The organism is Cupriavidus sp. H18C1, from assembly GCF_049311595.1.
Classification (GTDB): Bacteria; Pseudomonadota; Gammaproteobacteria; order Burkholderiales; family Burkholderiaceae; genus Cupriavidus; species Cupriavidus cauae.
The window spans coordinates 1,812,944-1,828,054 of the sequence record NZ_CP186009.1 but is presented as its reverse complement, the minus strand read 5'-3'; the positions used below and the strand labels follow the sequence as shown (position 1 = coordinate 1,828,054).

Sequence of the window (15,111 nt, the reverse complement as noted above, 5' to 3'; positions counted from 1 at the left end):
TCGCCGGATTCCCTTGGTGTCTTTTCCAGGTGCAATTCGATGCGACGATTCATTGTGCCGCTGTGCATGGCGGCGATTCTCTTTGGTCACGGGCGGGCTGGGGCACAGCCATACCCGCAGCCATACCCGCAGCCATACGTTCAGCCAACCCCGCCATCACAGCTACCGGCGCCCGCGCCCTCCGCATGGCCACGCGAGGCCGCTGAGCCGCTGACGCTCGACGCGGCGCTGGCGCTCGCCACTGCCGGCAATTTTTCTCTTTCGGCCGCGGCCAAGGAGCTCGACGCCACCGAAGGCGCGATCCGCCAGGCCCGCACGCTGCGCAACCCCGAAGTGGCGCTTGCCATGGAGGACACGCGGCGCGAAACCCGGGCCACCACCGCCCAGGTCAATCTGCCGATCGAACTGGGCGGCAAGCGAGCCGCCCGTATCTCCGCCGCCGAGCTGGGCCGCGATGTCGCCCAGGCGCAATGGCGCAGCGCCCAGGCCGACTTGCGCGCCACGGTGATCGCCGCCTTCTTTGGCGTGGCGGTGGCCCAGGAGCGCGTCAGGCTGGCCACTGCCTCGGTCGACATCGCGCGCAAGGGCGCCGATGCCGCGGCAAGGCGCGTCGCGGCGGGCAAGGTCTCGCCGCTGGAGGAGACCCGCGCCGCCGTGGAGCAGGCCAATGCCGAACTCGAACTGGCCGACGCCACGGCGGAGCTGCAGTCGTCGCGGCAGGCGCTGGCCGCGCTGTGGGGCAATGCCTCGCCGCAATTCACCGAAGTGCGCGGCGACCTCGACGCGCTGCCGTCCCGGCCCGCGCCCGAGCAACTGCTGGCCGCGCTGGACGAGTCGCCGCTGCTGCTGGGCAGCCGTCTCGAAGTGGGACGCCGGCAGGCGCTGGTCGATATCGAACGCAGCCGCCGCTATCCCGATATCACCGTCAGCGTCGGCACCAAGCGGGACAACGAGGCCAATCGCACCATGCCGGTGCTCGGCGTGGCGATACCGCTGCCGCTGTTCGACCGCAACCAGGGCAATCTGTACGAATCGATCCGGCGCGCCGACAAGGCCGCGGACGAATTTCTCGCCAACCGCATCCGGCTGACCAACGAGCTGCAACAGGCAAGCAACCAGCTGGCGGTATCGCGCAGCTCGGCGCAGGCGCTTAAAGCCACCGTGCTGCCCGCCGCCGAGCGCGCCTACGAGGCCGCCACGCGCGGCTTCGAGGCCGGCAAGTTCGACTTCCTGAACGTGCTCGACGCCCAGCGCACGCTGTTCCAGGCGCGCATCCGCTACCTCGGCGTGCTGGCCCGCGCCTATCAGGCGGCTACCACCATCGACCGCATCGTCGGACGCTGATCAGGACCGATTTCAATCATGGCAATCACACCGAAGCAAAAGGCCGCCATCGCGGCCATTCTCGCAGGGGGCACGCTGGCGACCGCGGCCGTGCTGATGACCGGCCGCTCAGGCTCGGCGGACCCGCACGGGGACCACGGCGACGCGCATGGACATGGCGCCGGGCAGGCGTCCGCCTCCGCCGCAACGCCGGCCGGCAACAAGCATGCCGCCGCCGACGCGCCGATCGCGCTGACCGACGAACAGATCCAGCGCGCCGGCATCACGATCGAGACCGCCGGCCCCGCGACGATCCAGTCCGGCCTGCAGTTTCCCGGCGAAATCCGCTTCAACGAGGACCGCACCGCGCACGTGGTGCCGCGTCTGGCGGGCGTCGCCGAGAGCGTGCCCGCCACGCTGGGCGAGCAAGTGAAGAAGGGGCAGTTGCTGGCGGTGATCGCCAGCACCGCGCTGTCGGATCAGCGCAGCGAGCTGCTGGCCGCGCAACGCCGTATGGAGCTGGCCCGCGCGACCTACCAGCGCGAACGCAAGCTGTGGGAAGAAAAGATCTCCGCCGAGCAGGACTATCTGCAGGCCAAGGCGGCGCTGGAGGAGGCACGCATCGCCGTGCAGAACGCGCAGCAGAAGCTGACCGCCGTCGGTGCCACGCCTTCGGCGGCGCGGCTCAACCAGTTCGAGCTGCGCGCGCCATTCGACGGCGTCATCGTCGAGAAGCACCTTGCGCTGGGCGAGGCCGTGGCGGACAACGCCAATATCTTCACGATCTCGGACCTGTCGACCGTCTGGGCCGAATTCGTCGTTGCCGCCAAGGATCTGGAGCACGTGCGGGTCGGCGAGACGGCGCGGATCCGTTCGGCTGCGTCCGGCGGCAAGGCCGAAGGGAAGGTGTCGTATGTCGGCTCGCTGCTGGGCGAGCAGACCCGCACGGCCAAGGCGCGCGTGACGCTGACGAATCCGAATCTGGCCTGGCGGCCCGGGCTGTTCGTCACCGTCGAGGTGCTGACCGCCAAGACCACGGTACCGGTCGCGGTGCAGGCCGATGCGATCCAGGAAGTCGACGGCAACCGCGTGGTGTTCGTCGCCGGCCCGAAGGGCTTTGTCGCGCAGCGCGTCGTGCCGGGACGCAGCGACGGCCAGCTGGTCGAGATCCGCGAGGGCCTGAGCCCGGGCGCGCGCTATGCCGCGCGCAACAGCTTCGTGCTGAAGTCCGATCTCGGCAAGGACGCTGCCGGGCACGAGCACTGACACGGGAGATCGCCATGTTCGAACGTGTCATCCGTTTCGCCATCGCGCAGCGCTGGCTGGTGCTGCTCGCCGTGCTCGGCATGGCGGTGTTGGGGGCGCTCAGCTACACGCGCCTGCCGATCGACGCCGTGCCCGACATCACCAACGTCCAGGTCCAGATCAATACCTCGGCGCCTGGCTATTCGCCGCTGGAGACCGAGCAGCGGATCACCTATCCGATCGAGACCGCGATGGCGGGCCTGCCGGGCCTCGAGCAGACCCGCTCGCTGTCTCGCTACGGGCTGTCGCAGGTCACCGTGATCTTCCACGAAGGCACGGACATTCATTTCGCACGCCAGCTCGTCAACCAGCGCATCCAGGAGGCCAGGGAGCGGCTGCCGGCCGGTGTGTCGCCGGCCATGGGGCCGATCTCGACGGGGCTGGGCGAAATCTATCTGTGGACCGTCGAGGCGGAGGAGGGGCGCGCGCAAGCCTGATGGCTCGCCCTACACGCCGACCGATCTGCGCGAGCTGCAGGACTGGGTCGTCAAGCCGCAATTGCGCAATGTGCCGGGCGTCACGGAGGTCAATTCGATCGGCGGCTTCGACAAGGAATACCTGGTCGCGCCGAGCCTGGAAAAGCTGGCCTCGTATGGACTGACGCTGGCCGATATCGTCGGCGCGCTCTACCGCAACAACGACAATGTCGGTGCCGGCTATATCGAGCGCAGCGGCGAGCAGTATCTGGTGCGCGCGCCGGGCCAGGTCCGCAGCGAGGCCGATATCGGCGACGTGATCGTCGGCAGCGCGCAGGGCCAGCCGATCCGCGTGCGCGATATCGCCGAGGTGGGCATCGGCAGGGAACTGCGCAGCGGCGCCGCCACCGAGAACGGCAAGGAGGTGGTGCTGGGTACCGTGTTCATGCTGATGGGCGAGAACAGCCGCGCGGTGGCGCAGGCCGTCGGCGAGCGGGTCGATGCGATCAACCGCACCTTGCCCAAGGGCGTCAGCATCGTGCCGGTCTACGATCGGACCCGGCTGGTCGACAAGGCGATCGCCACCGTCAAGAAGAACCTGCTCGAGGGCGCGGTGCTGGTGATCGTGGTGCTGTTCCTGTTCCTGGGCAATATCCGCGCGGCCATCATCACGGCGCTGGTGATTCCGCTGTCGATGCTCTTCACCTTTACCGGCATGGTCAGCTACCGGATCAGCGCGAACCTGATGAGCCTGGGCGCGTTGGACTTTGGCATCATCGTCGACGGCGCGGTGGTGATCGTCGAGAACTGCGTGCGGCGGCTGGCCCATGCGCAGGCGCTTCGGCGCAGGCCGCTGAGCCGGGCCGAACGCTTCGAGGAGGTGTTCGCGGCCGCGCGCGAGGCACGGCGGCCGCTGCTGTTCGGGCAGCTGATCATCATGATCGTCTACCTGCCGATCTTTGCGCTGACCGGCGTGGAAGGCAAGATGTTCCACCCGATGGCCTTTACCGTGGTGCTGGCCTTGCTGGGCGCGATGCTGCTGTCGGTGACGTTCGTGCCGGCCGCCGTCGCGCTGTTCATCGGCGAGCGCGTCGCCGAGAAGGAGAACCGGCTGATGGCATGGGCGAAGCGGCGCTATGCGGTCTGGCTGGAGCAGTCGCTGGCGAATGCGCCGGTCGTGCTGACCTTTGCGGGCGTCGCCGTCGTGCTTTCGCTGGCCATGGCCTCCCGGCTCGGCAGCGAGTTCATTCCCAATCTGAACGAGGGCGATATCGCGATCCAGGCCCTGCGCATTCCCGGCACCAGCCTGTCGCAGTCGGTCGAGATGCAGAATCAGCTCGAGACGACACTGATGGCGAAATTCCCCGAGATCGAGCGCGTGTTTGCACGTACCGGCACCGCGGAGGTGGCGTCCGATCCGATGCCGCCCAATATCTCCGACGGCTACATCATGCTGAAGCCGCAGTCCGAATGGCCGCAGCCGGCCAGGACACGAGAGGCGCTGCTCGAAGCGATGCAGGACGAGGTCGCCAAACTGCCGGGCAATCGCTACGAGTTCTCGCAGCCAATCCAGCTGCGCTTCAACGAGCTGATCTCGGGCGTGCGGTCGGACGTCGCGGTCAAGGTATTCGGCGACGATCAGGCGGTGCTCGACCGCACCGCCGAACGCATTGCGGCGGTGCTGCGGGACGTGCCGGGTGCGTCCGAGGTCAAGGTCGAGCAGACCACCGGCCTGCCGATGCTGACCGTCGACATCGACCGGCACAAGGCCGCGCGCTACGGGCTCAATCTGGCCGATATCCAGGATGCCGTGGCGATCGCCATCGGCGGCAAGGAGGCCGGCATCTTCTATCAGGGGGACCGCCGCTTCGACATCACCGTGCGCTTGCCCGATGCGGTCCGCCAGGATATCGAAGCGCTGCGCCGGCTGCCGATCGCGTTGCCGAAGGGCGGCGGGGCCGATGCGCGAGTCAGCTATATCCCGCTGGCCGAGGTCGCCACGATCGAGATCGCGCCCGGCCCGAACCAGATCTCGCGCGAAAACGGCAAGCGGCGCGTCGTGGTCAGCGCCAATGTCCGGGGCCGCGATATCGGCAGCTTCGTGCCCGAAGCGCAGGCCGCGATCGACAAGGCGGTCAGCGTGCCGGCCGGCTACTGGCTGAGCTGGGGCGGCACCTACGAGCAGTTGCGCTCGGCCACGGAGCGGCTGCGCATCGTCGTGCCGGTGGCCTTGCTGCTGGTCTTCGTGCTGCTGTTCGCGATGTTCAACAACATCAAGGACGGCATGCTGGTGTTTACCGGCATTCCATTCGCGCTGACCGGCGGCATCCTGGCGCTGTGGCTGCGCGGCTTGCCGCTGTCGATCACGGCGGCGGTTGGCTTTATCGCGCTGTCGGGCGTCGCGGTGCTCAACGGCCTGGTAATGCTGTCGTTCATCCGCACGTTGCGCGACGAAGGCAAGCCGCTCGACGAGGCGATCCGGCTCGGCGCGCTGACGCGGCTGCGGCCGGTACTGATGACGGCGCTGGTCGCCTCGCTGGGCTTCGTGCCGATGGCGATCGCCACCGGCACCGGCGCGGAGGTGCAACGGCCGCTCGCCACCGTGGTGATCGGCGGCATCCTGTCATCGACCGCGCTGACGTTGCTGGTGCTGCCGGTGCTGTATCGCCTGGCGCATCGGCGGGATGGCGTGGAGCAGGCCGCTGCCGTGCCTCGTTCGGCCTGATTGTTGGAGTCCATTGGAAACACAAGCCAATGGCGGCCGGATTGTCCGCTCCGGCGCCCATCGACAGAATGGGCTCCATCGCGGCCGGGGTGCCGCAGTGGCGGAGAACGACATGACGAAGCGAATCATCGAAGAGGGGCAGCCGGGGCCGGCAATTGCCGGGATGTCCGATGGATCGGTGCGGCGCCGGTACGCCGCTGGCGCGCGCTTTGAACCTGTCGCCTATCTGCTGCTCCGCATCGTCTTCGGCATCGTGATGATGACGCACGGCCTTCCGAAGCTGCTGGGCACCAGCCACGGCTCGATGGCCGATCCGATGGCCGGTGCGACGCGGCTGATTGCCGAAGTCCTGCATCTGCCCGGCGCGCCGGTGCTCGCCTGGCTGGTGGCCGTGCTGGAGACTGTCGGCGGTGCGATGCTGGCGGCCGGGGCATGGACCCGGCCGCTGGCTGCGCTGATGACGGTGCAGATGATCGCGATCTGCTATATCCACCGCCAGCACTTCGCGTGGATCGACCGGGGCATGGAATATCCGCTGGTGCTGCTGGCCGTGGTGCTGCTGATCGCCGCGCGAGGCGGCGGAGCGTGGTCGGTCGATGCCGCGTTGCAGGCGCGCCGCCGCACATAGACCGGCCCGGCGCGGCAAGGCGCGGCCTGGCGGCCGGGCGCCGCCACGGCAAGGCAGGGATTGACCGCCAGCCGATCGATCTGTTAATTCTGCCGGACCTTCAATGCAGAACGATCCCAACGGCATGGACCGCTTCGACGCCTTGCAACTGTTTACCCGCATCGTGGAGCTCGGCAGCTTCTCCGGTGCTGCCAATGCGCTCAATATCCCGCGCGCCACGGCGACACATGCGATCAAGGAACTGGAAGCACGGCTGGGCGCCCGCCTGCTCGAACGCACCACGCGCCAGGTCCGGCCGACGCTCGACGGCCAGGCGTTCTACGAGCGCAGCAAGCGCGTGCTCGCCGAGTTGGAGAATGCCGAGACCTCGCTGAGCAGCCACGCCACCGATCCGCGCGGTACGCTGCGGCTCGATCTGCATGGCACGCACGCGGCGATGATCATCCTGCCGCGCATCGGCGAATTCCACCAACGCTATCCGCATATCGAGCTGGCGATCAGCAGCGGCGACCGGTTGGTCGATCTGGTCGGCGAGGGCATCGACTGCGTGGTGCGGGCCGGTGTGCCGCGCGAGTCGTCGCTGGTGGCGCGACGGCTCGCCAATCTGACCGAGGTGATCTGCGCCAGCCCGTCCTATCTGGACCGGCACGGCATGCCACGCCATCCGGACGAACTGGCGCAGCATCAGGGCGTTGGGTTCTTCGCTCGCAATCACGATTACCGCTATCCGTTCACCGTGCGCGTTGATGGCGAGGTGGTCGAATACCAGCCACGCGGCTGGATCACCGTCAGCGACGCCGAGTGCTACACGCAGGCCGGGCTGGCCGGCTGCGGGCTGATCCAGGTACCGCGCTTCCGCATCGAGGACCATCTGCGCACGGGCCGCCTGGTGCAGGTGCTGGGCGAGTGGCCGTGTCCGGACTTGCCGGTGTCGGTGATGTACACCTCGCAGCGCCAGCTGGCGCCGCGGGTGCGGGTCTTCGTCGACTGGGTGTCGGCGCTGTATGAAGAGCGCTTCGGGCCGGTGCGGGCTGGCGTTTGATTCCAGCCGCGCGCGTCAGGCGCGATTGACCACCGGCAGCAGCGCGCCGTGAATCGCGCGGGCCGCGTCGGAGGCCAGGAACAGGATCGCGTCGGCCAGCGCAGCGGGATCGACCCAGCGCGAGGCATCAGCGTCGGGCATCGCCGCGCGGTTTTCCGGGGTGTCGAGCACGCTGGGCAGCACGGCGTTGACGTGCACGCCCCGGTCGCGCACCTCGGCAGAGAGCGCCTCGGTCAGCCGCGCCAGCGCGTCCTTCGAGGCGCAGTAGGCCCCCATTTGCGCCAGGCCGCGCGCGGCCGAATTGGCGCCGACATTGACGATCTTGCCGCCGCCGGCGGCGATCATGTGCGGGACCACCGCGCGCGATACGTTCAGCACCGTGCGCAGGTTCAGGTCGAACATCCGCTCCCACTGGGCATCGGCGCCTTCGCCGACGACCGGGCCCATGCCGAAGCCGCCCGCCAGATTGCACACCACGTCGATGCGCTGGCAGCTCCCGATCGCCTGTTCGATCGCGCGCTTCACCGCGCCGGCGTCGAGCAGGTCCGCTTCCAGCGCGAGATGCGCGCCGGCCGGAAGGGCGGGGCTGACGCCGGGGCGATCTACCAGCACCAGGCGGGCGCCGGCGCGCGCGAAGGCGTCGGCGACGGCACGGCCGAGGTTGCCGGCCGCGCCGGTGATGAGGACGGTCTTGTCGTGGAAGTCGAATGCCATGTCAGGTCTCCAGGGAATGCGTTGCATCGCGCCGCTGACGTCGGCGGATGCCGCCGGCGTCCCACTGTATGTCGGCCGATGCGGCCGGCGCCCAGTGTATGGCGACGCGCCCAACAGGATGTTGCGATTGCGGCTCGGGCTAACCCTGTGTCGCGGCAGAAAATTGCGGCACCGCGCCGGTCCTGGCGTGAGAGGCCTCGGCGGCGTCCCCGAGTTGTCTAAAAAAGTCGTCTACAAATCCAGCGGCATCGCACTGGTGCACTTGATTTCGTCGAGGCAGACGCTGGAGCGCACGCCGCTGACGCCCGGAATCCGCATCAGCGTATCGAGCAGGAAGTCCGACAGCGACTTCCAGGTCCCGCGCGACCACCTTCAATACATAATCGATATCGCCCGTCACGGAGAAGCACTCCTGGATCTGGGCCAGCTCGGTCACCAGGCCCTTGAACTTCGACAGGTCGCGGATATGCCCGCGCTCCATCGTCACATGGATGAAGGCCACCACGCCGAAGCCCAGCATGGCGCCGTCGAGCCGGGCCTCGTAGCGCTTGATGATGCCGCTTTCCTCCAGGCGGCGGTGACGCCGCAATGTCTGGGCCGGCGACAGGTTGATGGCCTCGGCCAGTTCCAGGTTGGAGGCGCGGCCGTGCTCCTGCAGGACGTCCAGCAGGCGGCGGTCGGTACGGTCCAGTTCGATCGAATGCATCTTTATTTCTCCAGGGAGCGGATGGACGAAATGTTATCTCACATCCTAGGGTTTCCCTGTGGTTTTAACGAAATCCAATTTGGCGCCGCGAAATATAAACTGCATCGCATCGCTGCATGCGTTCGACCCTCAGGCGACATGTCGGGGCCCTGCTGGGACCCGAGACCCGCCGGCGCCGTTCGACGCATGAGCAGCCGAAATAATATTTCCCGGGGGATGCCCCGGCATCCCGGACCCACAACCCACTTGCCAGAAGACGATATGAGCGATCTCTTTGACAACCCGATGCAGCTGATGGGCTTTGAATTCGTCGAATTCGCCTCGCCGACGCCGAATGTGCTGGAGCCCCTGTTCGAACAGATGGGCTTCACGCTGGTGGCCCGCCACCGCTCCAAGGACGTGGTGCTGTATCGCCAGGGCGACGTCAATTTCATCGTCAATCGCGAGCCGCACAGCCTGGCCGCGTACTTCGCCGCCGAGCACGGCCCCAGCGCCTGCGGCATGGCGTTCCGCGTGAAGGACTCGCACAAGGCCTATGCCCGCGCGCTCGAGCTCGGCGCGCAACCGGTGGAGATCCCGACCGGCCCGATGGAACTGCGCCTGCCGGCGATCAAGGGGATCGGCGGCGCGCCGCTGTATCTGATCGACCGTTTCGAGGACGGCAAGAGCATCTACGACATCGACTTCGAATTCATCGAAGGCGTGGACCGCCGCCCGGTGGGCCATGGCCTGAAGCTGATCGACCACCTGACGCACAACGTCTACCGTGGCCGCATGGCGTATTGGGCGGACTTCTACGAGAAGCTGTTCAACTTCCGCGAGATCCGCTACTTCGACATCAAGGGCGAATACACCGGCCTGACCTCGAAGGCGATGACCGCGCCGGACGGCAAGATCCGCATTCCGCTGAACGAGGAATCGCAGAAGGGCGGCGGCCAGATCGAGGAATTCCTGATGCAGTTCAACGGCGAAGGCATCCAGCACATCGCCTTCCTGTGCGACAACCTGATCGAGGTCATCGACAACCTGCAGCTGTCGGGCGTGCCGCTGGCCACCGCGCCGAACCAGTACTACTACGACAACCTGGCGAAGCGCCTGCCCGGCCATGGCCAGCCGGTCGACCAGCTGCAGGCCCGAGGCATCCTGCTCGACGGCACCACCGAAGGCGGCCAGCGCCGCCTGCTGCTGCAGATCTTCTCCAAGCCGCTGCTCGGTCCCGTGTTCTTCGAATTCATCCAGCGCGAAGGCGATGAAGGCTTCGGCGAAGGCAACTTCAAGGCGCTGTTCGAATCGCTCGAGCGTGACCAGATCGAGCGGGGCGTGCTGAACGTCTGATCGACACCGGCATCGGCACCGAGCCCGGCCGCTCGCGTCGGGATCGTTATCAGGGTCATATCCACCGACTGCCCGGCGCTACCCGCGCCGCGGCAGCGCACAGCCATAAGCGCCCGCCCCCCATAGAGGCGCCCGGCTATCATTCCAAAAGAATGGGTAGAGGAAACACTTCATGCATGCAGATCAATCGGACCGCTCGCTCAAGCGCGGCCTGAAGAACCGGCACATCCAGCTGATCGCGCTGGGCGGTGCCATTGGCACGGGCCTGTTCCTGGGCATCGCCCAGACCATCAAGATGGCGGGGCCCTCGGTATTGCTGGGCTATGCCATCGCCGGCATCGTCGCCTTTTTCATCATGCGCCAGCTCGGCGAGATGGTGGTCGACGAGCCGGTGGCGGGCTCCTTCAGCTACTTCGCCGACAAGTACTACGGCCATTTCGCCGGCTTCATGTCGGGCTGGAACTACTGGGTGCTGTATATCCTGGTCAGCATGGCCGAGCTGTCGGCGGTCGGCATCTACGTCCAGTACTGGTGGCCGGAGATTCCGACCTGGGTGTCGGCATTGGCCTTCTTCCTGATCATCAACGCGGTCAACCTGGCCAGCGTCAAGTCCTTCGGCGAGACCGAGTTCTGGTTCTCGATCGTCAAGGTCGCGGCGATCATCGGCATGATCGGCTTCGGCGGCTATCTGCTGGTGTCCGGCGAGGCCGGCCCGCAGGCCACGGTGGCCAACCTGTGGCAGCACGGCGGCTTCTTCCCGAACGGCGTGTCGGGCCTGGTGATGGCGATGGCGGTGATCATGTTCTCGTTCGGCGGCCTGGAGCTGGTGGGCATCACCGCGGCCGAAGCCGATTCGCCCGAGAAGACCATCCCCAAGGCGACCAACCAGGTCATCTATCGCATCCTGATCTTCTATGTCGGCGCGCTCGGTGTGCTGCTGTCGCTGTACCCGTGGGAGAACGTCGCCAGCGGCGGCAGCCCCTTCGTGCTGATCTTCCACGCGCTGAACAGCAACTGGGTCGCCAACGTGCTGAACGTGGTGGTGCTGACCGCGGCGCTGTCCGTCTACAATAGCGGGGTTTTACTGCAACAGCCGCATGCTGTTCGGCTTGGCGCGCCAGGGCAACGCCCCCAAGGCGCTGCTGAAGGTCAACCAGCGCGGCATTCCGGTCGTGGCCCTGGGCGCATCGGCGGCCGCCACCGCGGTCTGCGTGCTGATCAATTACCTGATCCCGGGCAAGGCCTTCCAGCTGCTGATGGGCCTGGTGGTGTCGGCCCTGATCATCAACTGGGCGATGATCAGCGTGATCCATCTGAAGTTCCGCGCCCACAAGCGCAGCGCCGGCCTGACCACGCGCTTCCAGAGCTTCGGCTACCCGCTGACCAACTACCTGTGCCTGGTCTTCATGGCCGGCATCCTGGTGATCATGTACCTGACGCCGGACCTGCGCCTGTCGGTCTATCTGATCCCGGTATGGCTGGGTCTGCTGGCCGTGTGCTACCGGCTGCGGAACAAGGACGCGGCGCAGGCGCTGCCGCAGGGCGCACCGGTGCGCTGAGGCAGTGAAGGCGATGCGATGCGGCGCGCGGCGCCGCTCGCCACGCCGCGCGTCATCTCCGATCTTGCATCGGTCTCAATCTGGCTTGAGGTTTTCATGTTTGCTCATATCGACGCCTACCCCGGCGACCCCATCCTGTCCCTGAACGAGAACTTCGCGCAAGACCCGCGTCAGGACAAGGTCAATCTGACGATCGGCGTCTGCTTCGACGACGAAGGCCGCCTGCCGCTGATGGCCGCGGTGCGCGAGGCCGAGGCCGCGCTGGTCGCCGACCAGGGGCCGCGCCCGTATCTGCCGATGGCCGGTATCGCCGGCTATCGCCAGGCCGTGCAGCAGCTGGTGTTCGGCGAGAACAGCCCCGCGCTGGCCGAGGGCCGCGTCGCCACCATCCAGACGCTGGGCGGCTCGGGCGCGCTGCGCGTCGGCGCCGATTTCCTGAAGCGCTATTTCCCCGAGGCGCAGCTGTGGATCAGCGATCCGAGCTGGGACAACCATCGCGTGGTGTTCGAGCGCGCCGGCTTCCAGGTCAACAGCTATCCGTACTATGACGACGCCACCGGCGGCCTGCGCTTCGACGCGATGATCGATGCGCTGCGCCAGGTGCCGAAGGGCCATGTGGTGCTGCTGCACGCCTGCTGCCACAACCCGACCGGCGTGGACCTGAACGAGTCGCAATGGCGCGAAGTCATTGCCGTGGTCAAGTCGCGCGGACTGCTGCCCTTCGTCGACATGGCCTATCAGGGCTTCGGCACCGGCCTGCAGGACGATGCCTTCGTGATCCACGAGCTCGTGCGCGAGCTGCGTGCCGTGCCTGGTCGCCAATTCGTTCTCGAAGAACTTCTCGCTGTACGGCGAGCGCTGCGGCGGCCTGTCGGTGGTCTGCGCGAACGCCGAGGAAGCCGGCCGCGTGCTGGGCCAGCTGACCGGCGCGGTGCGCGCCAACTACAGCAACCCGCCGACGCACGGCGCCCGCATCGTCGGCAAGGTGCTGACCACGCCGGCGCTGCGCCAGTCGTGGGAGGCCGAACTGGCCGCCATGCGCGAGCGCATCGCGGCGATGCGCACGGCGATCCACGGCAACCTGCAGCGCCTCGTCGGCGATGCGGACCTGTCGCGCTATCTGGCGCAGCGGGGTATGTTCACCTATACCGGCCTGTCGGCCGAGCAGGTCGATACGCTGCGCACCGAGCATGGCGTCTATCTGGTGCGCTCGGGCCGCATGTGCGTCGCCGGCCTGAACCACGGCAATGTGGCGGTGGTCGCGAAGGCGATCGCCGGCGTGATGGCCGCGAAGGGCTGATCGTCTGATCGCGTAGCGCAGTAAACAAGGGCCGGCGCACGCCAATGCGCGGGCCCTTGTTCCCCTCTACACCACCATTCCCGTCGCGGCCCCCCAGCGCCGCCATCGTCCATCCCCGTCCCAGCAGCACCATGCGGGTATGCAGGTCGTCGAGCACCGGCTCGGATACCTCCGCTCCCAGGTCGCGCAGCGCCTTGTCGCGCAGTTCCACATAACCGCGTTCGTAGTCCGCCGCCAGCGCATGCCATAACGCATGCGCGCCCGGCGACTGGCGTGCGCCGGTGATCAGGCAGTGTCCCGCGTCGAGATACCGGCGATAGATCGCCGAGGCGAGGCCACGGCGCTGGTAGGGCGGGGCGAACTTCGAATGCGGGGCGCGCAGATGGCGGTCGGCGCGGCGGTCCAGTTCGACCAGCCGGTTGAAGACGGTATAGCCGGCAAGCCGGCGCCGCACGGTGTCTTCGACATAGAAGTAATACTCCCCATCCGCCTCGCGGTAGCGCACGACCAGCCCCGGCAGGGCCGAGGGCGTGGCCGCGATGCCGTGCAGGCAATCGCCGGGCTGGTAGAGCCGGTCGTACAGTGTCTGCAATTCGGCCTCGAGCGCGTCGGGGGCGTGATCGACGTCGATGCGCAGTTCGATGGCGCGCAGCAGGCGGGCGAGGGTGGGGCGGCGTGCTTGCCGCTGTCGCGCGGAGTCCGGCCATGATGCGGGGCCGGCGGCCGCATGGGCGAGCAGGAGGGACATGGCCGTCGTCAACCGCTCTGCCAGGCGCCGCTGACCAGGTTCTCGGGTTTGCTGCGGGCCACGATGCGCGCGCTGACGTCCCAGATATCGATCCGCACGTTCAGTCCCGCATGGATGCCATATCCCGGCCCGGTGACGATGTCCTCGTCCGTCTGCACGCCTTCGCCCGCCTTGATCGCGCTCTCTGCCACGATCGATCCCGTTGCCTTGATGCCCCAGCCGGCTTCGATATGGTGGCTGCTGCGGATCGCGCCGCCGGCCTCGATGCCTTGGCCCGCGCTGATGCCGTGGCCCTGCAGATCGCCGTCGGCCTTCAGCGTCCCGCCGCAGCGGATCGCGTGCTGCGCGGCGATGCTGTCGCCCGCGCGCAGATTGCGGCCGACGTGGATGTGCTCGCCCGCGCTGATGTCCCAGCCCGCGCGCACGCTGCCCTTGGCATCGAGGAAGGTCGCGACGTCGATGCCCCATGCGGCCTTGATGTCGCCGCCCGCCTCGATGGCGCCGCCGCTGTAGAGATTGCCGGCGCAGTCGATATCTTCGCCCGCGATGATCGCCGTGCCCGCGCGAATGCCGCCGCCGACGCGGATCGTGCGGCCGGCGCGGACGACCCAATCGACATCGATGGCGCCGCGCACGACCAGCGTGCCGGCGAACACCAGCGCGCCGGCGTTCAGCGCGTCGAGCGTCAGCACGGCATCGGTGGGGCCGAACTGATCGAGCAGCCAGCACGCATCGCCGACGCGGCCGGCATCGACCAGTGCGTCGAGCAGCCGCTGGTAGTCGCTGCCGTCATGCCGGTTGCGCAGGAACCATTTGTAGCCGTCCGCGCAGGGGCGTTTCGCCTTGACGAAATTCTGGGTGAGTTCCATGGACATCGGGACCTCGGTAGTCGGTGAAGGGTGGGGGCTGTCGTGCCGTGGGCGGGGGGCACGCAGGAATGCAACCGCGATGCCGCGCCTCCCTCTCCCGCGGGCGAGAGAAGGAGGCGCGGAGGGAAACCGCGTTCAAACCGCCTACAGCGGATTCATCACGATGAATTCAACCGCGAGATAAAGCGCGGCAATGCCGGCCATGGCGAGCAGGGCGCGGCGATAGACGATGGCGGATTTTCTGGTCTTGGCAGACATGCGCTCTCCCATTTGCACGTTGAACAGTGGATCGCCGATCGTCGATGGCGATCCCCGGGCAATGTGCCGTGCCAGGGAGACCGGTGTGGGACTGTTGGTGCTAGTCCCGGACTCCCCCGCACGGCTGAGAGAAGCACGGCGGGAATATGGGATGTGCGGGCGACCATGGCCTGGCGCGCGGCA

Annotated in this window: 8 protein-coding genes and 4 pseudogenes; 9 read left to right on the top strand and 3 right to left on the bottom strand. The window is 67.4% G+C overall.

Annotated features, from left to right (window positions below; translation table 11 throughout):
* Positions 1-39 precede the first annotated feature (39 nt).
* The 5 genes and pseudogenes from OJJOAM_RS24110 to OJJOAM_RS24090 all read left to right on the top strand — a co-directional run bounded on the left by OJJOAM_RS24110 (position 40) and on the right by OJJOAM_RS24090 (position 7,439).
* The gene (locus OJJOAM_RS24110) at positions 40-1,344 is read left to right on the top strand and encodes a TolC family protein (protein ID WP_422650126.1); all 1,305 of its coding nucleotides are present in this window, start codon (positions 40-42) and stop codon (positions 1,342-1,344) included.
* Positions 1,345-1,362: 18 nt separating this feature from the next.
* A complete protein-coding gene (locus tag OJJOAM_RS24105) occupies positions 1,363-2,589 on the top strand; it encodes an efflux RND transporter periplasmic adaptor subunit (protein ID WP_422650125.1) in 1,227 nt (408 codons plus the stop codon).
* A gap of 14 nt (positions 2,590-2,603) precedes the next feature.
* Positions 2,604-5,769: pseudogene (locus tag OJJOAM_RS24100) on the top strand (CusA/CzcA family heavy metal efflux RND transporter).
* Positions 5,770-5,881: 112 nt separating this feature from the next.
* A complete protein-coding gene (locus tag OJJOAM_RS24095) occupies positions 5,882-6,397 on the top strand; it encodes a DoxX family protein (protein WP_422650124.1) in 516 nt (171 codons plus the stop codon).
* 124 nt (positions 6,398-6,521) lie between these two features.
* Positions 6,522-7,439, top strand: coding sequence for a LysR family transcriptional regulator (locus tag OJJOAM_RS24090; RefSeq protein ID WP_422651046.1), 918 nt, complete (start codon positions 6,522-6,524; stop codon positions 7,437-7,439).
* Between the two features lie 15 nt (positions 7,440-7,454).
* Here the strand turns inward: OJJOAM_RS24090 and OJJOAM_RS24085 are convergent, their stop codons facing one another.
* Entirely contained in the window at positions 7,455-8,153 is a 699-nt protein-coding gene (locus tag OJJOAM_RS24085; RefSeq protein WP_422650123.1) for an SDR family NAD(P)-dependent oxidoreductase, read from the bottom strand.
* Positions 8,154-8,384: 231 nt separating this feature from the next.
* Positions 8,385-8,859, bottom strand: a pseudogene (locus tag OJJOAM_RS24080) (Lrp/AsnC family transcriptional regulator).
* A 261-nt stretch (positions 8,860-9,120) separates the two neighbouring features.
* Here OJJOAM_RS24080 and hppD point away from each other — a divergent pair.
* The 4 genes and pseudogenes from hppD (at position 9,121) to OJJOAM_RS24060 (ending at position 13,762) form a co-directional block, all read left to right on the top strand.
* Positions 9,121-10,194, top strand: a complete 1,074-nt coding sequence (gene hppD, locus OJJOAM_RS24075; protein WP_422650122.1) for a 4-hydroxyphenylpyruvate dioxygenase — start codon at positions 9,121-9,123, stop codon at positions 10,192-10,194.
* 172 nt (positions 10,195-10,366) lie between these two features.
* Positions 10,367-11,753, top strand: a pseudogene (locus tag OJJOAM_RS24070) (amino acid permease).
* 96 nt (positions 11,754-11,849) lie between these two features.
* A pseudogene (locus OJJOAM_RS24065) lies at positions 11,850-13,053 on the top strand (aromatic amino acid transaminase).
* Positions 13,054-13,345: 292 nt separating this feature from the next.
* Positions 13,346-13,762, top strand: coding sequence for a hypothetical protein (locus tag OJJOAM_RS24060; protein WP_422651087.1), 417 nt, complete (start codon positions 13,346-13,348; stop codon positions 13,760-13,762).
* 47 nt (positions 13,763-13,809) lie between these two features.
* On the opposite strand, the gene OJJOAM_RS24055 is transcribed toward OJJOAM_RS24060, so the two are convergent.
* The gene (locus OJJOAM_RS24055) at positions 13,810-14,670 is read right to left on the bottom strand and encodes a hypothetical protein (protein WP_422650121.1); all 861 of its coding nucleotides are present in this window, start codon (positions 14,668-14,670) and stop codon (positions 13,810-13,812) included.
* Positions 14,671-15,111 lie beyond the last annotated feature (441 nt).